This is a genomic window from Streptomyces stelliscabiei (genome assembly GCF_014873495.1).
Classification (GTDB): Bacteria; Actinomycetota; Actinomycetes; order Streptomycetales; family Streptomycetaceae; genus Streptomyces; species Streptomyces bottropensis.
In genome coordinates, this window is the sequence record NZ_JADBGF010000001.1 from 4,777,808 (window position 1) to 4,798,677 (window position 20,870).

Below are 20,870 nucleotides of genomic sequence, written 5' to 3' on the forward strand. Positions count from 1 at the left end.
AGGGTCCGTTCGTCGGGAGGAGGGTGCGGGTTCGTGGGGGCTTGTCGCGCTCGCGCGGCGGAGCCGCATATCGATACGGCCCCGCGCCCCTCAGCGGGGCTGCTCCTCGACCATGGCCAAGAGGGCGCCCATCTCCACCTGCTGGCCAGGCACCACGTGCAGGGCGGTCAGCGTGCCCGTCGCCGGGGCCGTGATCCTGTGTTCCATCTTCATCGCCTCCAGCCAGAGGAGGGGCTGACCCGCCTGTACGGCCGACCCGGGTCTCAGGTCCTGCGCCAGGCGGACGACCGTGCCCGGCATGGGGGCCAGGAGGGAACCGGGGGCGTGCTCGGTGGTGGAGTCGGGGAAGCGGGGCAGGGCGGTGAGGGTCGTGGCGTCGACGTGGATCCGGTCGCCGTACCGTGCGACCTCGAACCTCCGCCGCACACCGTCGACTTCGAGCACGACGAGGCGGGTGTCCGCGTGGACGACCCGGACGCCGTCCGCCTCCGGGCCGTTCCTGGTGTGCCGGTAGCGGACCTCGTGCTCGTCCCCCGCCATCACGTACCGCTTGACCTGGGGCTGGGACGGCAGATTGCGCCAGCCTCCGAAGCGGGGGTCGCCCCCGGAGGCGGCGTCGGCCAGGGCGGCGGCCAGCGGGGCGTGCGGATCGGGGGCGGGGGCCGTGAGGCCGGCGAGGTGGCGGTCGTAGAAGCCGGTGTCCATACGGGCCGACGTGAACTCCTCGTGGCGCAGGGAGTTCACCAGCAGCGCCCTGTTCGTGGCCGGGCCGTGGATCGTGGCCCGCTCCAGGGCGCCCGCCAGCCTGCGGACGGCCTCCGCGCGGGTGGGGGCGTGGACGACGGCCTTGGCGAGCATGGGGTCGTAGTGGACGCCGATGGTGTCGCCGTCCTCGTAGCCGGTGTCCAGGCGGACCCCGGGCACGGACAGGCGGTGCAGGACGCCCGTCTGCGGGGCCCAGTCGTGTGCCGGGTCCTCGGCGTACAGGCGGGCCTCGATCGCGTGGCCGCGTGCGGGCGGGGGGCCGACCGGGAGGGCGTGGCCCTCTGCGACGCGGATCTGTTCGGCGACCAGGTCGAGGCCGAAGACGGCTTCCGTGACCGGGTGTTCGACCTGGAGGCGGGTGTTCATCTCCAGGAAGTGGGCCCTGCCGTCGGCGACGAGGAACTCGACCGTGCCCGCGCCGACGTAGGAGACGGCTCGGGCGGAGCGTACGGCCAGGGTGTGGAGTTCCTCGGTGAGTTCGCCGGAGAGGGCGGGGGCCGGGGCCTCCTCGACGACCTTCTGGTGGCGGCGCTGGAGGGAGCAGTCGCGGGTGCCCAGGGGCCAGATCGTGCCGTGGGTGTCGGCGAGGATCTGGACCTCGACGTGGCGGCCGTTCTCGACGTAGGGCTCGACGAAGACCTCGCCGTCGCCGAAGGCGCTCGCGGCCTCGGCGCGGGCGCTCTCCAGTGCCGCGTCCAGGTCGTCGAGGTGACGGACCACGCGCATGCCGCGTCCGCCGCCGCCCGCGGCGGCCTTCACCAGGACCGGCAGGTCGTCCTCGGTGACCTTGTGGAGGGGGGCCAGACCCATGAGTTCCTTGGCACGGGTCTTGGACGCCATGGCTTCGATCGCCTCGGGGGCCGGGCCGATCCAGGTGAGGCCCGCGTCCAGGACCTGGCGGGCGAAGCCGGGGTTCTCGGAGAGGAAGCCGTAGCCGGGGTGGACGGCGTCGGCGCCGGCCGCGAGGGCGGCCTTCACGATGAGGTCGCCCCGCAGGTAGGTGTCGGCGGGGGCCGCGCCCGGCAGTCGCACGGCCGCGTCGGCCGTACGGGTGTGCAGGGCGCTCTCGTCGGCGTCGGAGTGCACGGCGACCGTCCGGATGCCCAGCTCACGGCAGGTGCGGAAGATCCGGCAGGCGATCTCGCCCCGGTTGGCCACCAGGAGGGAAGTGATCAGGGAAGTTTGCACGAGCCTCACATCCGGAAGACGCCGAAGCCACCGCGTGCGCCCTCGTAGGGCGCCGTGTGGATCGCGGACAGGCACAGGCCGAGGACGGTACGGGTGTCACGGGGGTCGATGACCCCGTCGTCGTACAGCCGCCCGGACAGGAACATCGGCAGGGACTCGGACTCGATCTGCCGCTCCACCATCGCGCGCAGCGCGGCGTCGGCGTCCTCGTCGTACGGCTGTCCCTTCGCCGCGGCCGACTGGCGGGCCACGATCGACAGGACGCCGGCGAGCTGCTGCGGGCCCATCACCGCCGACTTGGCGCCGGGCCAGGCGAAGAGGAAGCGGGGGTCGAAGGCGCGCCCGCACATGCCGTAGTGGCCGGCGCCGTACGAGGCGCCCGTCAGGACGGACAGGTGGGGCACCCGGCTGTTGCTCACCGCGTTGATCATCATCGCGCCGTGCTTGATGATGCCGCCCTGCTCGTACTCCCTGCCGACCATGTAGCCGGTGGTGTTGTGGAGGAAGAGGAGCGGGATGTCGCGCTGGTTGGCGAGCTGGATGAACTGGGCCGCCTTCTGGGACTCCTCGCTGAAGAGGACCCCGCGGGCGTTGGCGAGGATGCCGACCGGGTAGCCGTGCAGGGTGGCCCAGCCGGTGCTGAGGCTGGTGCCGTAAAGGGGCTTGAACTCGTCGAAGTCGGAGGCGTCGACGATCCGCGCGATCACCTCGCGGGGGTCGAACGGTGTGCGGAGGTCGCCGGGGACGAGGCCCAGCAGTTCCTCCGGGTCGTACTTCGGGGGCGCGGCCGGGGCCGGGTCGGCGTAGGCCTTGCGGTGGTTGAGGCGGGCGACGACCCGGCGGGCCTGGCGGAGGGCGTCGGGCTCGTCGACGGCGAAGTGGTCGGCGAGGCCCGACACGCGCGCGTGCATCTCGGCGCCGCCCAGCGACTCGTCGTCGCTCTCCTCGCCGGTGGCCATCTTCACCAGGGGCGGCCCGCCGAGGAACACCTTCGCCCGCTCCTTGACCATGATCACGTGGTCGGACATCCCGGGGACGTAGGCCCCGCCGGCGGTGGAGTTGCCGAAGACGACGGCGATGGTGGGGATGCCGGCGGCGGACAGGCGGGTGAGGTCGCGGAAGATCGCTCCCCCGGGGATGAAGATCTCCTTCTGCGAGGGGAGGTCGGCCCCGCCGGACTCCACCAGGCTGATGCAGGGCAGGCGGTTGGCGAGCGCGATGTCGTTCGCCCGCAGCGCCTTCTTCAGGCTCCACGGGTTGCTCGCGCCGCCGCGCACGGTCGGGTCGTTCGCGGTGATCAGGCACTCGACGCCCTCGACGGTCCCGATGCCGGTGACGAGGGAGGCGCCGACCGCGTACTCGCTGCCCCAGGCGGCGAGCGGGGACAGCTCCAGGAAGGGCGTGTCCGGGTCGAGGAGCAGTTCGATGCGCTCGCGGGCGAGCAGCTTGCCGCGCCCCCGGTGCCTGGCGACGTACTTCTCGCCGCCGCCCGCGAGGGCCTTGGCGTGCTCGGCGTCGAGTTCGGCGAGCCTCGCGAGCATGGCCTCGCGGTTCGCGGTGTGGTCGGGGGCGCCCGGGTCGAGGGCGGAGCTGAGGACGGTCACGGGTGTACCTCCGCGGGGTCCGGGCGGTCGGCGGCGGGCGCCGGCAGGAGCGTCTGCGGTATGTCCAGGTGGCGAGAGCGCAGCCATTCGCCGAGGGCCTTGGCCTGCGGGTCGAAACGGGCCTGCGAGGCGACACCCTCGCCGAGGATGCCGACGATCTCGAAGTTGAGGGCGCGCAGGTCGGGGAGCGTGTGCCGGGTGACGGGCAGACCGGCCGTCTCCGGGAGGAGTGCGCGCAGGAGGTCGGTGGTGAGGGTGTGGGCCAGCCACCGCCAGGCGTCGTCCGTACGGGCCCAGACGCCGATGTTGGCGTTGCCGCCCTTGTCGCCGCTGCGGGCGCCGGCGACGAGGCCGAGGGGTGCGCGGCGCACCGGGCCCGGGGGCAGCGGCTCCGGGAGGGGCGGGTCGTCGACCGGCCGCAGGACGAGGGCGTCGGGGGCCGGGGCCACGGGGACCCGGCGGCCGTCGTGCAGGACCGCCGTGTGGGCGACGGCGCCCTGGTCGACGTACGCCGCCTCGAAGACCCCGTAGGGCGCGCCCCTTCCGGGTGGGGCCAGGACGTGGAAGCCGGGGTAGCTGGCGAGGGCCAGCTCCACGGCGGCGCCGCTGAGGGCGCGGCCGACGGTGGTCTCGTCGGTGTCGCGGACGACGAGGTGGAGGAGGGCGCTGGCGGTCTCCTCGGTACGGGCGTCCGCGTGGTCGGTGCGGGCCAGCTCCCAGTCGACGTGCGCGGGGCGGGACTTGGCGGCGGCGAGCGCGGTCTCCAGCTGGTCGCGGACGAGGGCGGCCTTGCGCTCGATGTCCAGGCCGGTCAGCACGAAGGTGACCTCGTTGCGGAAGCCGCCGAGCCGGTTGAGGCCGACCTTGAGGGTGGGCGGCGGGGCCTCGCCGCGTACGCCCTCGACGCGGACGCGGTCGGGGCCGTCCTGGGTGAGCCTGATCGTGTCGAGGCGGGCGGTGACGTCCGGGCCCGCGTACCGGGCGCCGCCGGTCTCGTAGAGCAGCTGGGCGGTGACCGTGCCGATGTCGACGAGGCCGCCGGTGCCGGGGTGCTTGGTGATGACGGCCGAGCCGTCGGCGTGCAGTTCGGCGAGGGGGAAGCCGGGGCGGGCGGTGCCGACCTCGCCGAAGAAGGCGTAGTTGCCGCCGGTGGCCTGAGTGCCGCACTCCAGTACGTGTCCGGCGACGACCGCGCCCGCGAGCCGGTCGTACTCCCCCGGGCCCCAGCCGAAGTGGGCGGCGGCGGGCCCGGTGACCAGGGCCGCGTCCGTGACCCGGCCGGTGACCACGACGTCGGCGCCCTCGCGCAGACAGGCCGCGATACCGAAGCCGCCGAGGTAGGCGTGGGCGGCGAGGCTGCCGGGGTGCAGGGCGGTGAGGTCGTCGCCCTCGACGTGCGCGACGCGGACGGGGACGCCGAACCGGTCGGCCAGCTTCCGTACGGCGTCGGCGAGCCCGGCGGGGTTGAGCCCGCCGGCGTTGGCGACGATCCGTACGCCCCGCTCCCGGGCCAGTCCCAGGCACTCCTCCAGCTGGCGCAGGAAGGTGCGGGCGTACCCGGCGGTGGGGTCCTTCAGGCGGTCGCGGCCGAGGATGAGCATGGTCAGTTCGGCGAGGTAGTCGCCGGTGAGGACGTCGAGTTCGCCGCCGGTGAGCATCTCGCTCATCGCGTCGAAGCGGTCGCCGTAGAAGCCGGAGGCGTTGCCGATGCGGAGGGGGGTGGCCGGTGTCGGCGCCGCTGCCGTGGCTGCCGCCGCTGCCGTGGCTGGCGTGGCTGGCGTCACCGGGTGGTCTCCTTCGGCTCGCGTCCCGTTCCCGGGGGGCCGGCGAAGGCCTGGGCGATGTCCAGCCAGCGATCGGCGTCGGCGCCCTCGGTGCGGAGGACGAGGTCGGTGCGGTGGGCGCGCTGGGTGACCAGGAGACAGAAGTCGAGGGCGAGACCGCCGACGCGGTCGGTCGCGTCCTCGGGGCCGTACGTCCACACCTCGCCGGCGGGGCTGGTGAGTTCCACGCGGAACTCCTCGAAGGGCGGGGTGAGCCCATGCACGCCGAACGCGAAATCGCGGGTGCGGATGCCGAGCCGGACGATGTGGCGGAGCCGGTCGCCTGGGGCGATCCGGGGGACTCCGAGGGCGTCGGCGATGTCCAGGCCGTGGGCCCAGGTCTCCATCAGGCGGGCGGTCGCCATGGAGGCGGTGGACATGGGCGGGCCGTACCAGGGGAACCGCGCACCCTCGGGCGCCGCGCGCAGGGCGTCCTCCAGGGCCGCGCGCCCGGCCCGCCAGTCCGCGACCAGTCGCTCGGGGGGCTTCGCGGCCCCTTCCTCCGCGCCGATGTCCACGAAGTCGCCAGGCGCGGTCAGCGCGCTCTCGACCTCACGGGCGAAGGCGACCTGGTCGGTCACGGCCAGCACGGAGGAGTGGTCCGTCCAGGCGAGGTGGGCGATCTGGTGGGCGACGGTCCAGCCGGGGGCGGGCGTATCGAGCGCCCACTGTTCCGGGCTCAACTCGGCTACGAGCAGGTCGAGTTGCTCGCTCTCGGCATGGAGGTCGTCGATTACGGGCGTGGGGTCGGCCATGGGGGGAGCATGGCAGCGAGGGCAGAAACAAGCAAGCGTGCTTGGATTTTTGGTCGCCGATTCACCCGGCCGGTCCGCCGCACTCACGGGGAGGGAGGGGGAGGAGACGCCAGGAGGCGGGCGGCGGCACAAGGAGACGGGTGGCGGCGCAAGGAGACGGGTGGGTAGGCGGGAGGAGGCGGGGTGGATAGGCGGAAGAAGGCGGGGTGGATAGGCGGAAGAAGGCGTAAGTTGCAAAACTGATTACAGCCATGACTTAGTCCATTGCCTTGCACTACCGAGTCCCTCATACTGAACGAAACGCCCTCTCCGCCCCTCCGAACCCCGCACTCCGCTCTCCTTGGACGGCCCCCGTGACACTCCCCAGCGCTGACCAGTCCGCGCCCGCCGCAGCCGCAGCCGCGACCGCGCCGTCGGCCGGAACCGGGCTCGCCTCCGGCGACACCCGCGCCTCACGCGCTCCACGTGGCCTCGGGTCTCTCGGGCCCGTGGGGCTGGTGCTGGCCGGCGGGATCTCGGTGCAGTTCGGCGGTGCCTTGGCGGTGACGCTGATGCCGCGCGCCGGGGCGCTCGGGGTGGTGACCCTGCGGCTCGCGGTGGCCGCGCTGGTGATGCTCGTGGTCTGCCGCCCCCGGCTGCGCGGGCACTCGCGCACCGACTGGAGCACGGTGGTCGTCTTCGGCGCCACCATGGCCGCGATGAACGGCCTCTTCTACCAGTCCATCGCCCGCATCCCGCTCGGCCCCGCCGTCACCCTGGAGGTGCTCGGCCCGCTGGTGCTCTCCGTCCTCGCGTCCCGTCGCGCCGTGAACATGGTGTGGGCCGGGCTCGCCCTCTGCGGTGTCTTCCTGCTCGGGGGCGGCGGGGACTTCGGCGCCCTCGACCCGCTCGGCGTGGCCTTCGCCCTGGCCGCCGGGCTGATGTGGGCCCTGTACATCGTCTTCAGCGCGCGTACGGGGAGGCGGTTCCCGCAGGCCGACGGGCTGGCGCTGGCCATGGTCGTCGCGGCGGTGCTGTTCCTGCCGCTCGGGATCGTCGAGTCGGGGACGCGGCTTCTCGACCCGACGACGCTCGCCCTGGGCGCCGCCGTCGCCGTCCTGTCCTCCGTCCTCCCCTACACCCTGGAACTCCTCGCCCTGCGCCGCATGCCCGCGTCCACCTTCGCGGTCCTCATGAGCCTGGAGCCCGCGATCGCCGCGACCGCCGGCTTCCTGATCCTCGACCAGGCCCTCGCCGCCACCGAGGCCCTCGCCATCGCCCTGGTCATCGGGGCGAGCATGGGGGCGGTGCGGACGCAGGTGGGGCGGGGGAAGGCGGGGGTCGCGGGGTGAGGGGGACGAGACCGCACACCGACATGACCGGCCTTGTCGGCCGCCTTCTCGCATGGGTCGGCTTGCTCTCGAAGCCGAGCGGCAGACACCGCGCCACTCCTGGCCGGCGTTCCCGACCTGTCGCCGCCGCACCCCTCACCCTCGGCACCTCGCTGCCCGCCCACCGGAGCCCCTATGGCCTCCACGACACCATCGATGGCACCACCACCATCGCTGTACGCCCCTACGTCACCGCCCACGAGCAACGGCAGCGGCGCCGCGAACTCGCCATGGCGGCCATGGGGCTCGACATGCCCGGTCCGTACTGGATCCATGGGACGGAAGTCGCGTGAGGGAGCCGAAAGCGGAAGCCGACACAGAAGCGTTCCAGCGTTCTGAAGGCGAGGTACGACTGCTCCCCTGGACCGACATCGAAGGAAGGTCGTGCTATCTCGTCAGCGACGTCAGTGGGCGGACCGATCTCACGCCTCGCCGACACCACCGAAGCCATCCAGCTCGGCATGGCCTCGGAACTCCTCGCCCACGCCCGAGACATGCTGCCGAACGCCCTGCCCGGTGAACTCGGATTCCTGGCTGCCAGGTTGACCGAGGCCCTCGCCGACACGCTTCGAGTCGCCGAGAGCCGGGGGCACCGCTTGGGCCCGTGAACGCGGGCAACGAGCGGGGATCAATCGAGTCCGGTGACTGCGGCGCTGTTCGTCGGAGCCACCGGACGCTGTTGTATAACCGCTCTGTGATCTACCACGTCGTCTCCCTCGATGCCTGGAACGCCCACCCCGACCAGCCGTACGCGCCCGCCTCGCTCCCGGAGGACGGGTTCGTGCACTGTTCCCCCGACGAGGCGACGACCCTCGCCGTCATCAACGCCTTCTACCAGGACGCGCCCAAGCCGCTGCACGTGCTCGTCCTCGACGAGGAACGCCTGGCCGCCCGGGTGGAGTTCGAGGCGGCCGCGCCCGCTCCGCCACCGGGGGTCGGGGCGGACGTTCTGTTCCCCCATGTGTTCGGGCCTCTCGACCGGGACGCCGTGGTGGGCGTCCTGGAAATCCAGTGGGACGCGGAGGGGCGCGCGACGGGTCTCGGCGAGAACTGACGTTCAGTCCATCGGCGCTTCGGGGCCGGCCCCACTTAGGGCCTGTCGTTTGGATCATGAACGGCTTCGGGCCACAGTGTCTGATGACCGCAGATGCGCGTGCCGAGCCCCGCGGCCCAGGCGCGATCCAAACGACAGGCCCCAAGCGCCCCGCCGCGCGGTACGACAGGCCCTAGGAGGCGATCAGCGTGCGGGCTTGCTCGATCCATCCCGACACGGCCTTGGCACCGCAGTTCTCGGCAACGGACCGGGCCTCACGGAGGTGGCGGGACGCCGCCGAGGAGTCGCCTGTTTCGGCCGCGAGGTAGGCCAGTGCCACCAGACCGGCCGCCTCTCCGGCCCTGAAGCCGATCTCCCGGCGCAGTGTCACCGACTCGGTCAGCCGCTCGCGGGCCCGGTCGAAGTGGCCCGCGTCCTTGTCCGTGAAGCCGAGATGACGGACCGCATAGGACATCGTCATCCGGTCGTCGACGGATTGCGCCAGCGCGTACGACCGCTCGAAGTAGCGCCTGCCGGTGGCGCCGTCCCCCTTGACCACCTGATGCCAGCAGCCGACCCAGAACAACGCGTCCGCCTCGCCCGAGGCGTCCCCCAGACGCTCGTACAGCTCGGCCGCACGCTCGAACAGCACCAGTTCCTGGCTGTTCTCCACCCGATCGTTCAGGAAGCGGACGTGCAGCAGCTTGCCCCGCGCCAGGGAAAGCGGCGCCTCGACCGCGTCCAGCACGCCGTCGGACCGCTCCAGCGCGGACGTGTCCCCGCCGAACATCGCCGCTTCGAAGAGTTCTCCCGCATGGTCGATCCAGTCCTGTCCTTGCATGCTGCAACCCCTCCCCGTCGGACACCGGCAGCGCCGAGGTTATGCCCACGCCCCCGGGGCGGCGGGCATTTTCGGACGGCCGCTCTCCCCCATCCGAGTCGTCGGCGACCGGGACGGCCGGGAAACGCCGGCAGCGCAGGTACGCCGCCTCACCCCGGCGGCCCCTGTGCTCCGTCGCCCCGGTCCAACCCCTCCGCCAGCACCTCCGCCAGGTGCAGCCCCCGTCTCCCCGCCAGCTGTTCCAGTTGCGTCCGGCACGAGAAGCCGTCCGCCAGGACCAGCGCGTCGTCGGCCGCGTCCCGTACCGCCGGGAGGAGCTGGTCCTCCGCGCAGGCGACGGAGACGTCGTAGTGGCCCTTCTCGAAGCCGAAGTTGCCGGCTAGGCCGCAGCAGCCTCCGCTGAGGTCGCCGGTGAGGCCGGCGGCGGCGCGGAGGCGGCGGTCGGGGGCGTCGCCCAGTACCGCGTGCTGGTGGCAGTGGGTCTGGCCGACGACCGGGCGGCCGACGACGGGCGGGGTCCAGTGCGGGGCGTGGCGTTCGAGCGCCTCCGCGAAGGTGAGGACCGAGGCGGCGAGCCGGTGCGCCCGGGGATCGTCGGGAAGCAGTTCGGGCAGGTCGGTGCGGAGCGTCGCGGCGCAGCTCGGTTCGAGGACGACGACGGGCAGGGCGGCAGGCACGGTCGGGGCGAGGCCCGGGTCCTCGTCCGGCGGTCGCCGCCGCGGCGCGGGGCTCACGGGCGCGTCGAGGACGTCCAGCACCTCCAGCATGTCCAGGGTGCGGCGCAGCACCGCGCGGGCCCGGTCGAGCTGGCCCGTCGAGATGTAGGTCAGGCCGCAGCAGACCCGGGCCCCGCCCGTCGCGAACGGTGCCCGGTGGATCCGTGGCCGGGTGGGCCGCGACCGGGTGAGGGCGGCCTCCTCGCCCCCGGCCTCCCGGCGGACGGGGTCCGACCGCCGCGCCCAGGCCTGCCTTCGCCCCGTCCACGGCGTCGACGGCACGATCACCCGCAGACCGGCCGCCTCCAGCACCTTCAGCGCCGCCTGCCCCACGGACGGAGAGAGGTGTTCCGTGAAGGTGTCCGTCCACAGGAGCACGGTCGGGGGTGCCTCGTGGGCAGCGGCCCGGTCCCCGGCCTCCGCCCGCCTCCCGCGCTCGCCGAGCGACCGCGCGTACCACCGCGTGAACGGCACCCGCGCGAGCCGGGGCAGCTCCCGCTCCCCCGCGATGCCGCCCAGCCGTTTCGCGAGCGCGGCCAAGGGGCGTGCGGCGGCGAGGGTGTTGACGAGGGCGGCCGTGCGCGTGCGGGCGATCAGGCGGAGCCACCGCGGCAGCCGGCCCATCGTGTGGTGGGCGGCCGGGCGGCGGCGGCCGGCGTAGTGGTGATGGAGGAACTCGGCCTTGTACGTGGCCATGTCGACGCCGACCGGGCAGTCGGAACGGCAGCCCTTGCAGGAGAGGCAGAGGTCGAGGGCGTCCCGTACCTCGGGCGAGCGCCAGCCGTCGGTGACCACCTCGCCGGCCAGCATCTCGTGCAGGAGGCGGGCCCGGCCCCGGGTGGAGTGCTCCTCCTCCCCCGTCGCGCGGAAGGAGGGGCACATGACGGCTCCGGACGCCGGACTCACCTCGGTCGTCCGGCACTTGGCGACGCCCACGCAACGCCGGACCGCCGCCGAGAAGTCCCCGCCGTCGTCGGGGTAGGCGAACTCCACCGGCACGGGTGTGCGCGGCAGCACCGCGAAGCGCAGGTTCGCGTCGAGGGGGGCGGGGCGGACGAGCATGCCGGGGTTGAGGAGGTCGTCGGGGTCCCAGACGCCCTTCACCCGCTCGAACAGCCGGACCATCTCGGTGCCGTACATCGTCGGCAGGAGTTCGGCGCGGGCCTGGCCGTCGCCGTGTTCGCCGGAGAGGGAGCCGCCGTGGGAGGTGACCAGTTCGGCCATTTCCTCGGAGAAGCGGCGGAAGCGGGCGACGCCCGCCGGAGTCAGCAGATCGAAGTCGATACGGACGTGGATGCAGCCGTCGCCGAAGTGGCCGTAGGGCGTGCCCCGCAGGTCGTGGGCGCGCAGCAGGCCGCGGAAGTCCCGCAGGTACGCGCCGAGCCGGGCCGGTGGCACCGCGCAGTCCTCCCAGCCGGGCCAGGCCTCCGTGCCGTCGGGCATACGGGTCGCCGTGCCGCTCGCGTCCTCGCGGATGCGCCACAACGCGCGCTGGGCGGCGGGGTCCGTCACCACGAGCGCGTCGGCGGCCCCGGCCGCGCGGACGATCGCGTCGGCGTGCGCCCGCGCCTCGGCGGGCGTGGCGCCGCCCGTCTCCACGAACAGCCAGGCCCCGCCCGTCGGGAGGCCGGTCGCCCCCGGCGGGACGAGGTCCGCGGCCATGCCCTCCACCGTGAGCGGGCGGTGCGGCAGCAGGCCGGGGGCGGCCTCCGCCGCCGCGCTCTCGTCGGCGTACGCCAGCACGGCGAGGGCACGCGCGCGGGGGGCCTCGACGAGGCGTACGACCGCTTCCGTGAGCACCCCGAGCGTGCCCTCGGAGCCGCAGAAGGAGCGGGCCACATCCGTGCCGTTCTCCGGGAGGAGGGCGTCGAGGGCGTAGCCGGAGATACGGCGGGGGAGGTCGGGGAAGCCGGTGCGCAGGAGGGCCGGCTCGCGCTCCACCAGCGTCCGGAGACCGTCCGGCGCGCCCGACCAGCCCTGCCCGAGCCGCAGCGCTTCGCCCCTGGCACCGGTCACCGCCAGTGCGCGTACGTTGTCGGCCGTCGTGCCCCAGGCGACCGAGTGGGAGCCGCAGGAGTTGTTGCCGATCATGCCGCCGAGGGTGCAGCGGCTGTGGGTGGAGGGGTCGGGGCCGAAGCGCAGGCCGTGCGGGGCGGCGGCCTCCTGGAGCCGGTCCAGGACCAGGCCGGGCTGGACGACCGCCGTGCGTGCCTCGGGGTCGAGGGAGACCAGCCGGTTCATGTGGCGGGTGAGGTCCAGCACCACGCCCGTGCCCGTGGCCTGCCCGGCGATCGACGTGCCGCCGCCGCGCGCGACGACCGGGACGCCGTGCTCCCGGCACACGGACAGGACGGCCGCCACGTCGTCCGCGTCCCGGGGGGCGACCACGCCGAGCGGCACCCGCCGGTAGTTGGAGGCGTCCATCGTCACCAGGGCGCGTGCCGTCACGTCGAAGGCGGCCTCGCCGCGCACGCCGGCCGCCCGCAGCGCGGCGGGCAGCGCGGCCCGCAGCGTCGCCGCGTCCGCGTCACCTGCGGCGTCCCTCGCGCTCGCGCCGCCATCGCCCGTCCTGCCCCCGAGTTCCGTCATGCGTCCCAGGATGCACCCGACCACTGACAGTGACCGTGGAGCGACAGGGCGGCGATGACACAGCGGTGGGACGGCGACGGGACGCCGAGGGGAGACCGGGCGGAAAGGCGGCGCGCCGCTCACCGGGTACGTTGGCTTGATTCCGGAGAGCTAACCGGAAACCGGCCAACCCCCGTCACGAACTCCCATATAGTGACGCCCAATTGAGCACCAGACGTCGCTTCTCGTTCAGGGACCGACCGAGTTACCCATCCAGGAACCGACTGAGTTACCGAGTTCAGAACCGACCGAGGACACCAGCCGATGACCGCGCCCAGCTCACCTCGCTCACCAGGCGAACGCCCCGCCCTGCGCTCAGTCCTTCCCCTGCCCCTGGTGACCGCCCTGCTCACCGCGACCGCCACCGGAGCCGCGGTCGCGGTGGCGCCGCAGTCCGTGCGGACGCCCCTCGCCGCCGGGGCGGGGGCTGCCGCGCTGCTGCTCACGGCCGTCGTCGCGGTCGCCGTGCACGCGCGCGTGTCGGTGCGACTGCTGCGCCTGCGGCTCAACGCCGTCTCCCAGGAGACCGGTCTGCTGCTGCAGGAGCGGGCGCGGACGGCCGAGGAGTTCGCGCAGGAGCGGGGCCGGCTGACGGAGGAGTTCGTCCAGGAGCGGGCGCGGATCGCGGCCGAGTTCGCCCGGGAACGGGTGCGGCTGACGACGGAGTCCGAGCGCGAACGCGAACGGCTGTCCGACGAGCGGGACCGCACGGCGGAGGAGATCACCCAGGAGCGGGTGGCGCTGTCCGAACGCGCCAAGCAGGCCGAGACCGAACGCTCCGCCGTCCTCGCCGTCACCGCCAACGTGGCCGGCCGGATGCAGGCCCTCGCCACCGCCACCCTCGCCGACCTCCGCGCCATGGAGGAACGTCACGCCGACGAGGACGTCCTCGCCGACCTGCTCCACCTCGACCACCGCACCGCCCAGGCGGGCCGTCTCGCCGACTCCGTCGCCGTCCTCGCGGGCGCGCGCTCGGGCCGCCGCTGGGCCCGCCCGATCCCCATGGAGTCGATCCTGCGCGGCGCGATGGGCCGCATCGGCGCCTACCGCCGGGTCCGGCTGCACTCCTCCAGCGAGACCGCCGTCGCCGGTCACGCCGCCGAGGGCGTCATGCACGCGCTCGCCGAACTCCTCGACAACGCGGCGAACTTCTCGCCGCCGACCGCCGAGGTCCATGTGTACGTCGAGGAGGTCCCGGCCGGCGCGATCATCTCGGTCGAGGACTCCGGCCTCGTCATGGGCGACGTCCAGCTCCGGCGCGCCGAACGCGCCGTGTCGGGCGAGGCCACCGACCTGGCGAGCCTCTCCGGCACGCGTCTCGGCCTCGCCGTCGTCGGCCGCCTCGCCCGCAAGCACGGCCTGCGGATCTCCTTCCGCCCGTCCGCGCGCGGCGGCACCGGCGTCCTCATGCTCATCCCGCAGGACGTCCTGGCCAGCGCGATGCCCACGACGGCGTCTCCCACGGGGTCCGCCCCGGCCCAGTCGCCCTACGGGGGGGCGCGCGCCCCGCACGATCTGGACGCCGAACCGACGCCGATCCACTCCTTCCCGTCGGACGCCCCGGCCGCCCCTGTCGCCGACCCGGTGGCGGACGCCCTGATCGACTCCTTGTCCGGCTACAGGAACGCCACCCCCGCGCCGGATCCGGCACCGGCCCCGGCCCCGGGCAACCCGGCCGGCGCACCGGCGTTCGGTTCCTCGTACGACGGTTCGTCCGGCTACTCGTCCGACTATTCGTCCGGTTCCTCGCAGGACACCTCGCACGACTCCTCGCACGACCCCTCGTACGGGTCCCCGATCGGTACTTCGGGTTCCGCCTTCGGTTCGTCGTTCCGCTCGTCGTTCAGCTCGGAATTCGGCACCGGAGAGTACGAGTTCGGCTCCGGCGACGAGACCGCCGCAGCCCCCTCCGAGGCCCTGCCCCGGCGCCGTCGCGGCCAGTCCCTCGCCGACGCGGAGGCCCGTACCCGGGCCGCGGCCGATGCCGCCGCGGCCCGGCCGGAGCGGACCTCCCGGCCCGCCGAGGACGCGAGCAGCGGTGCCGTGCGGTTCAGCAGCTTCCGCCGCGCGGTGCGAGGCACGAGCGGCGGACTGGACCAGGCGTTCGTCCAGGGAACGGCCGCGGGCGACGAGGGCGCCACGGGTGTGCCGCCCGGGACCGGTGCCGCCCTGGAACCCGTACGGGACGCAGCCGCGCCCGCCGAAGCCGTACGGCAGCCGGAGTTGGAGCCGGTGCGGGAGTCCGAGTGGGGTGCGGTGGCGGGCTCGGCGTGGGAGCCCGGACCCGAACCCGTACGGGAGACGGACTGGGAACCCGGGCCACCCGTACAGGAGAGCGCATGGGTGCCCGAGCCCGCACGGGGCCTCGTGTGGGAGCCGGAGGCGGTGAAGGAGGCGGCCTGGCAGGCGGAGGCCGCCGCCGAGCTTCCCTGGGCGCCGGACCCCGCAGGGGAGGCCAAGTGGGAGCTGGACCCCGTAAGGGAACTGGCCTGGGAACCCGCACGGGACACCCGCCCCGCCCCGGACGAGGACACCGGCTCCGCGTCCTACCCCTCCCCGTCCTACCCGGACCCCGACCCGGACCCCGACCCGGCCGGAGAGCGGCTCCCCGCCCCGGACCCACGCACGCACCCCCACCTGGAAGGCGACCACACCCCATGACCGGCACCGGTATCGGCACCACCGCCGACGACAGGCTCACCTGGCTCATGGAGGGACTGCTGGAACGCACTCCGGGCGCCCGGCACGCGCTCGTCCTCTCCCGGGACGGTCTGCGCCTGTGCCGTACCCCCGAGCTGTCCGTCGACCGGGCGGACCAGCTCTCCGCGATCGCCGCCGGCATCCAGTCGCTCTCCCAGGGGGCGTCCGTGGAGTTCGGCGACGGCAGCGGAGGCGTACGGACGGCGATGGCGGAGTTCCACGGCGGGGTCCTGTTCATCGTGGAGGCGGGCGAGGGCGCGCATCTGGCCGTGGTGACGGACGAGGAGGCGGACGCCGGTCTCGTCGGCCACAACATGAGCGAGCTGGTCGAACAACTCGGCGAGCACCTGAGCGCGAAGCCGCGCCACCCGACGAGCGCGACCAACCCATCTGCCGCGACCGACCCGACGGCCGCGAGAAACGCGACCGGCATCGCAAGGAACGCGGCCGGCACGAGGAACGCGGCCGGCTCGACGGGCACGATGGGCGCGGCGGGCACGACCGGCGCCGCCGCCGTGACCACCGCTACGACGACGACCGCGGCTACGGCTCTGGCGCCCCGTACGTCATGAGCCGGCCCGGCAGGGACGACCTGCCCGACCGGCTCTACACGCTCACCGGGGGGCGCAGCCGTTCGGCACCCGGAACGCCGTTCGACCTGGTGACCCTGGTGGTGGCGGAGAGCCAGCCGGTGCCCGGCATGCAGTCGGAGCACGTGGCGATCCTGCGGCTGACGGAGCGGCCGACGGCGGTCGTGGAGATCGCCGCCGAGCTGCGGCTGCCGGTGAGCATCACGAAGGTGCTGCTCTCCGACCTCCTCGCGGCGGGCCGGGTCAGCGCCCGGCACCCGAACCGGGCCACGCTGATCGATCCGGACATCCTGGAGCAGGTGCTAGTTGGACTTCGCAACCTCTGACAACGGCGACGGCCACCCGTTCCCCATGCCCCCGCTCTCGTCCGCCGCGTCCGTCCCCGTGCCCCTCTTCGGTGCGCGTTTCCAGGGTGCTCCCGCCGCCCGGTACGGGGATCTACGGCGGGAGCACGGCGAGGTGGTGCCCGTGCTGCTCGACGGGGGCCTACCGGCGTGGCTGGTGCTCGGCTACAGCGAGCTGCACCAGGTGACCAGCGATCCGGAGCTGTTCAGCCGGGACTCGGGGCTGTGGAACCAGTGGCCGAACATCCCGGCCGACTGGCCGCTGCTCCCCGTCATCAGCCCCGAGCAGCCGTCGGTCCTCGGCACGGTCGGCGAGCGGCACCGGCAGCGGGCCGCGCTGATCGAGGAGGCGCTGGAGGCGGTCGAGCCGCTCGAACTGCGCGGCCATGTCGAGCGGTTCGCGGACGAGTTGATCGACGTGGTGTGCGGGGCGGGCGCGGCCGATCTGGTGGGGCAGTTCGCGGCGCTGCTGCCCGTACGTGTGCTGGCGTACCTCTTCGGTTTCCGGGAGGAGCACGGTCCCGGGCTGGTGGTCGCGCTGAACGACATCCTCGACGGCCAGGACCGGGCGATGGCGGCGGAGGGGTATCTGCGCACGGCGATGGACCGGCTGGTGTCGGAACGGCTGCGGCAGCCCGGCGACGACGTGGTCTCGCGGCTCCTCGCGTACGCGCGCGCGTACGAGGTGACGGTCGAGGAGGTCACCCACGACGTGATGGTGATGCTGGCGGTGGGGCATCAGCCGACCGCCGACTGGATCGGCAACTCGCTGCATCTGATGCTGACGGACGAGCGGTTCGCGGCGTCGTTGTTCGGGGGGCGCAGCAGTGTGGCCGAGGCGATGAACGAGGTGCTGTGGGAGGACGCGCCGATCCAGAACGCGGCCGGGCGGTGGGCCACCCGTGACACGCGGCTCGGTGGGCGGGTGCTCCGTGCGGGTGACCTCGTCCTGCTGGGGCTCCAGGGGGCGAACTCCGATCCGCGGGTGCGTACGCAGGGGGCGCTCACCGGTGGCAACAACGCGCACTTCTCCTTCGGGCACGGGGAGCACCGGTGTCCCTTTCCGGCGCAGGAGACGGCCGAGGTCATCGCCCGTACGGGTATCGAAGTCGTCCTGGACCGGCTTCCGGACATGGACCTCGCGGTCCCGTCCGGGGCTCTGGCCCGGCGGGCGTCTCCCTGGCTACGGGGGCTGGTGGAGTTGCCTGTGCGGTTCGCGCCGGGGCCGGTCCGTGGGGTCTGACGTGCCGGGGTGTGTTTCGCCCCCGCCGCCCCTACCCGTCCCTCCCCCAGGGGCTGCGCCCCTTCGACCCCCAGCTGACCGCCCGGTGGGGGCTTGTCGCGCAGTTCCCCGCGCCCCTGAAAAGCAGGGGCTGCGCCCGCTGCTTTTCAGGGGCGCGGGGCCTGGGCCTTCAGGGACGCGGGGAACTGTGCGAGCAACCACGACGGACCCGCGCCCGCCGACGCACCCGCACCCCCGAGTCATCAGGCACCCCCACCCGTCTCACCCGACGGACGACGTTTCGCCCAGGTTTCGCGGAGCGGCTAGGCTCCATGCCCGTGGCTGATATCCAGATCCCCGCTGACATCAAGCCCGCCGACGGACGTTTCGGCGCGGGCCCCTCCAAGGTTCGGACGGAGGCGCTGGACGCGCTGGCCGCGACCGGCACCTCTCTGCTCGGCACCTCGCACCGCCAGGCCCCGGTGAAGAACCTGGTCGGCCAGGTCCGTGAGGGCATCAGCGAGCTGTTCTCCCTGCCCGAGGGCTACGAGGTCGTCCTCGGCAACGGCGGCTCCACGGCCTTCTGGGACATCGCGACCCACGGCCTGATCGAGAACAAGAGCCAGCACCTGACCTTCGGCGAGTTCAGCTCGAAGTTCGCCAAGGCCGCGAAGCTCGCCCCCTGGCTCGCCGAGCCGACGGTCGTCTCCTCCGACCCCGGCACGCACCCGGAGCCGGCCGCCGAGGCGGGCGTCGACGTCTACGCCTTCACGCACAACGAGACGTCCACCGGTGTCGCCGCCCCGCTGAACCGCGTGGCCGGCGCGGACGAGGGCGCCCTCGTCCTGGTCGACGCCACGTCCGGCGCGGGCGGCCTGCCCGTCGACATCGCCGAGACCGACGTCTACTACTTCGCCCCGCAGAAGTCCTTCGCCTCCGACGGCGGCCTCTGGATCGGCGTCTTCTCCCCGGCCGCCATCGAGCGCGCCGAGCGGATCCACGCCTCCGGCCGCCACATCCCGGAGTTCTTCAGCCTCCCCACGGCGATCGACAACTCCCGCAAGAACCAGACGTACAACACCCCGGCGCTCGCGACCCTCTTCCTGCTCGACCAGCAGCTGAAGTGGATCAACGGCCAGGGCGGTCTGAGCTGGTCCACGGCCCGGACGAAGGACTCCTCGACCCGCCTCTACACCTGGGCGGAGGAGAGCAAGTACGCGAGCCCGTTCGTCACGGACGCGGCCAAGCGCTCCCAGGTCATCGGCACGATCGACTTCTCGGACGAGATCGACGCCGCCGCCGTCGCCAAGGTCCTGCGCGCCAACGGCATCGTCGACACCGAGCCCTACCGCAAGCTCGGCCGCAACCAGCTGCGCGTCGCCATGTTCCCGGCGATCGCCCCGGACGACGTCGAGGCGCTCACCAAGTGCGTCGACCACGTGATCGAGAAGCTCTGATCATCGGCGTACGACACGTACGACGCTGAAGGGCGCCCGGCACATGGTGCCGGGCGCCCTTCTCGTGGGTTACCGCGCGGTCAGCCTCGGAAGCCGAGTATGCCGTGCAGGGTCTCACCGCTGGTCGCGCCGGCCCCGCCGACGGTGCTCAGGGTGGACTGCGCCGACTTCTGCTCGGCGGGCGCCGGCGTCGGGTCGGGCAGCTTCTTGCACGTGGCGTCGGCCGTGCCCTTGCCGTGCGGCACCTTGCCGTTGGTCAGGTACGTCGCCAGGTACTTGTCGAGGCAGCTGTTGCCGCTCAGCGAGATGCCGTGGTTGCCGCCGCCCTGCTCGACGACCAGGCTGGAGTTCTTGAGCAGCTTGTGGACGGTGACCCCACCCTGGTACGGGGTGGCCGCGTCGTCCGTCGCCTGGAACAGCAGCGTCGGCGGGAGCTTGGAGTTGGCGATGCTCACCGGCTTCAGCGACTTGGTCGGCCAGAACGCGCACGGCGCGTTGTACCAGGCGTTGTTCCAGGCCATGAACGGGGCCTTCTTGTAGACCGCCCAGTTGTCCTTGGTCCACTTCTTCCAGTCGCGCGGCCAGGACGCGTCACGGCACTGCACCGAGGTGTAGACGCTGTAGCCGTTGTCGCCGGAGGAGTCGATGGCGGCGAAGTTGTCGTACGCGTCCACCAGCGGGGCGGTGTCCTTGTCGTTCACGTACGCCGCGAACGCCTCGGCCAGGAAGGGCCAGTAGCCGTTGTAGTAGCCGCCCGGGATGAAGGTGTCCTCCAGCTCGGAGGCGCCCACCTTGCCCTCAGCCGGCTTCTTGGCGAGGGCGTCCCGCATGGCGTACCACTTGGCTTCGATCTTCTTCGGATCGGTGCCGAGCTTGTACGTGGAGTTGTACTTCGCGACCCACTTCGTGAACGCCTTGTGGCGCTTGTCGAAGGCGTAGTCCTGGTCGAGGTTGTCCTGGTACCAGACGCCCGTCGGGTCCACGATCGAGTCCAGCACCAGGCGCCGCACCCGCTGCGGGTACAGCTTGGCGTAGACGGCGCCGAGGTACGTGCCGTACGAGTAGCCGAAGTAGTTGATCTTCTTCGCGCCGAGGGACTTACGGATCGAGTCCAGGTCCTTCACGGCGCTGATCGTGTTGATGTACGGCAGGACGTCCTTGTACTTGGTGCCGCAGGCCTTGGCGAAGGACTGGGCGCGCTTGACGTTGGCCGTCTCGATCGCGGACGTGCTGGGCACGGAGTCCGGGCGCACCGGGTCGAAGTAACCGGGCTTGCAGTCCAGGGCGGGCTTGCTCGCGCCCACTCCCCGCGGGTCGAAGCCGATGACGTCGTACTGCGCGGCGACCTTCTTCGGCAGCGAGGACGCGACGAACGAGGCCAGACCCGTACCGCTGCCACCGGGGCCGCCCGGGTTGACCAGCAGCGGGCCCTGGTACGTCTTCGAGGTGTGCGGCACGCGGGACAGCGCCAGCGTGATCTTCTTCCCGTTCGGCTTCGCGTAGTCGAGCGGCACCTTCACCGAGCCGCACTGGAGCGTCGGCGAGTTGTCGGTGGCGCACTTCTTCCAGGCGACCTTCGCGGCGGCGGCCTGGACGGTGTTCGCGGAGGGCGACCCGCTGGCGTTGGCGGGGACGGCGCTGAGCGTCCCGGCCAGAACGACGCCGGCGCCGCACAGCACGGCTGCGCTTCTTCTCATGAAGTTCTCTCTGAACGATGGGGGGTTCAGGTCCGCGAGGTTCGCGGTCCAGGCCGCATGGTTCCCGAAGATCACGCCCGGCAATAACTTATTCGACCAAGACTTGACCGAATTGAGTCATTGCTTACTCTCAAATG

The 20,870-nt window shown here is 72.9% G+C and carries 15 protein-coding genes and 1 pseudogene; 9 read left to right on the forward strand and 7 right to left on the reverse strand.

Going from position 1 to position 20,870, the window contains the following annotated elements:
- Positions 1–90 precede the first annotated feature (90 nt).
- The 4 genes from H4687_RS21020 to H4687_RS21035 form a co-directional block, all read right to left on the reverse strand.
- Complete coding sequence (locus H4687_RS21020) at positions 91–1,941, reverse strand: acetyl/propionyl/methylcrotonyl-CoA carboxylase subunit alpha (RefSeq protein WP_046914965.1); 1,851 nt, start codon at positions 1,939–1,941, stop codon at positions 91–93.
- A 17-nt stretch (positions 1,942–1,958) separates the two neighbouring features.
- Positions 1,959–3,557 (reverse strand): acyl-CoA carboxylase subunit beta, encoded by a 1,599-nt coding sequence (locus tag H4687_RS21025; RefSeq protein WP_097249939.1) that lies wholly within the window; start codon positions 3,555–3,557, stop codon positions 1,959–1,961.
- The gene (locus H4687_RS21030) at positions 3,554–5,266 is read right to left on the reverse strand and encodes an acyclic terpene utilization AtuA family protein (protein WP_267890682.1); all 1,713 of its coding nucleotides are present in this window, start codon (positions 5,264–5,266) and stop codon (positions 3,554–3,556) included. Before H4687_RS21030 ends, H4687_RS21025 begins: the two co-directional genes overlap by 4 nt.
- 71 nt (positions 5,267–5,337) lie before the next feature.
- Positions 5,338–6,135: a TIGR03084 family metal-binding protein gene (locus tag H4687_RS21035; RefSeq protein WP_046919162.1), complete on the reverse strand. Its 798-nt coding sequence runs from the start codon at positions 6,133–6,135 to the stop codon at positions 5,338–5,340.
- Between the two features lie 353 nt (positions 6,136–6,488).
- Here H4687_RS21035 and H4687_RS21040 point away from each other — a divergent pair, with 353 nt between their 5' ends.
- From H4687_RS21040 to H4687_RS21055, 4 genes are all read left to right on the forward strand, one after another.
- Positions 6,489–7,466: an EamA family transporter gene (locus H4687_RS21040; RefSeq protein WP_179860090.1), complete on the forward strand. Its 978-nt coding sequence runs from the start codon at positions 6,489–6,491 to the stop codon at positions 7,464–7,466.
- Between the two features lie 23 nt (positions 7,467–7,489).
- The gene (locus tag H4687_RS21045) at positions 7,490–7,798 is read left to right on the forward strand and encodes a hypothetical protein (RefSeq protein WP_046918873.1); all 309 of its coding nucleotides are present in this window, start codon (positions 7,490–7,492) and stop codon (positions 7,796–7,798) included.
- 114 nt (positions 7,799–7,912) lie between these two features.
- On the forward strand, positions 7,913–8,113 hold the full coding sequence (locus H4687_RS21050) for a hypothetical protein (protein ID WP_318787709.1): 201 nt from the start codon (positions 7,913–7,915) through the stop codon (positions 8,111–8,113).
- 86 nt (positions 8,114–8,199) lie between these two features.
- Positions 8,200–8,559, forward strand: a complete 360-nt coding sequence (locus H4687_RS21055; protein ID WP_046918872.1) for a DUF952 domain-containing protein — start codon at positions 8,200–8,202, stop codon at positions 8,557–8,559.
- A 172-nt stretch (positions 8,560–8,731) separates the two neighbouring features.
- On the opposite strand, the gene H4687_RS21060 is transcribed toward H4687_RS21055, so the two are convergent.
- Together H4687_RS21060 and H4687_RS21065 are read right to left on the reverse strand one after the other, a co-directional pair.
- The gene (locus H4687_RS21060) at positions 8,732–9,379 is read right to left on the reverse strand and encodes a hypothetical protein (RefSeq protein ID WP_046918871.1); all 648 of its coding nucleotides are present in this window, start codon (positions 9,377–9,379) and stop codon (positions 8,732–8,734) included.
- A gap of 149 nt (positions 9,380–9,528) precedes the next feature.
- On the reverse strand, positions 9,529–12,684 hold the full coding sequence (locus tag H4687_RS21065) for an FAD-binding and (Fe-S)-binding domain-containing protein (protein WP_046918870.1): 3,156 nt from the start codon (positions 12,682–12,684) through the stop codon (positions 9,529–9,531).
- A 303-nt stretch (positions 12,685–12,987) separates the two neighbouring features.
- Here H4687_RS21065 and H4687_RS21070 point away from each other — a divergent pair, with 303 nt between their 5' ends.
- The 5 genes and pseudogenes from H4687_RS21070 (at position 12,988) to serC (ending at position 19,036) form a co-directional block, all read left to right on the forward strand.
- Complete coding sequence (locus tag H4687_RS21070) at positions 12,988–15,384, forward strand: sensor histidine kinase (RefSeq protein WP_050398180.1); 2,397 nt, start codon at positions 12,988–12,990, stop codon at positions 15,382–15,384.
- Positions 15,381–15,788: pseudogene (locus H4687_RS21075) on the forward strand (roadblock/LC7 domain-containing protein); the annotation flags it as partial. The gene H4687_RS21070 and the pseudogene H4687_RS21075, both read left to right, overlap by 4 nt.
- Positions 15,789–15,991: 203 nt before the next feature.
- Positions 15,992–16,339 (forward strand): DUF742 domain-containing protein, encoded by a 348-nt coding sequence (locus H4687_RS21080; protein WP_046920293.1) that lies wholly within the window; start codon positions 15,992–15,994, stop codon positions 16,337–16,339.
- A 25-nt stretch (positions 16,340–16,364) separates the two neighbouring features.
- A complete protein-coding gene (locus H4687_RS21085) occupies positions 16,365–17,600 on the forward strand; it encodes a cytochrome P450 (protein ID WP_046920295.1) in 1,236 nt (411 codons plus the stop codon).
- A 317-nt stretch (positions 17,601–17,917) separates the two neighbouring features.
- Entirely contained in the window at positions 17,918–19,036 is a 1,119-nt protein-coding gene (gene serC / locus H4687_RS21090; protein WP_046917225.1) for a phosphoserine transaminase, read from the forward strand.
- A gap of 80 nt (positions 19,037–19,116) precedes the next feature.
- Here the strand turns inward: serC and H4687_RS21095 are convergent, their stop codons facing one another.
- Positions 19,117–20,733 carry an alpha/beta hydrolase gene (locus tag H4687_RS21095; protein ID WP_046917226.1) on the reverse strand — a complete coding sequence of 539 codons (1,617 nt, stop codon included), beginning with the start codon at positions 20,731–20,733 and terminating at the stop codon, positions 19,117–19,119.
- Positions 20,734–20,870: the final 137 nt, after the last annotated feature.

Excerpts from the sequence above, each read along its gene's own strand:
- H4687_RS21035 (WP_046919162.1), bottom strand. The coding sequence starts at position 6,135 with ATGGCCGACCCCACGCCCGTAATCGACGACCTCCATGCCGAGAGCGAG.
- H4687_RS21045 (WP_046918873.1), top strand. The coding sequence starts at position 7,490 with ATGACCGGCCTTGTCGGCCGCCTTCTCGCATGGGTCGGCTTGCTCTCG.
- H4687_RS21060 (WP_046918871.1), bottom strand. The coding sequence starts at position 9,379 with ATGCAAGGACAGGACTGGATCGACCATGCGGGAGAACTCTTCGAAGCG.
- H4687_RS21065 (WP_046918870.1), bottom strand. The coding sequence starts at position 12,684 with ATGACGGAACTCGGGGGCAGGACGGGCGATGGCGGCGCGAGCGCGAGG.
- H4687_RS21070 (WP_050398180.1), top strand. The coding sequence starts at position 12,988 with ATGACCGCGCCCAGCTCACCTCGCTCACCAGGCGAACGCCCCGCCCTG.
- H4687_RS21080 (WP_046920293.1), top strand. The coding sequence starts at position 15,992 with ATGAGCCGGCCCGGCAGGGACGACCTGCCCGACCGGCTCTACACGCTC.
- H4687_RS21085 (WP_046920295.1), top strand. The coding sequence starts at position 16,365 with ATGCCCCCGCTCTCGTCCGCCGCGTCCGTCCCCGTGCCCCTCTTCGGT.
- H4687_RS21095 (WP_046917226.1), bottom strand. The coding sequence starts at position 20,733 with ATGAGAAGAAGCGCAGCCGTGCTGTGCGGCGCCGGCGTCGTTCTGGCC.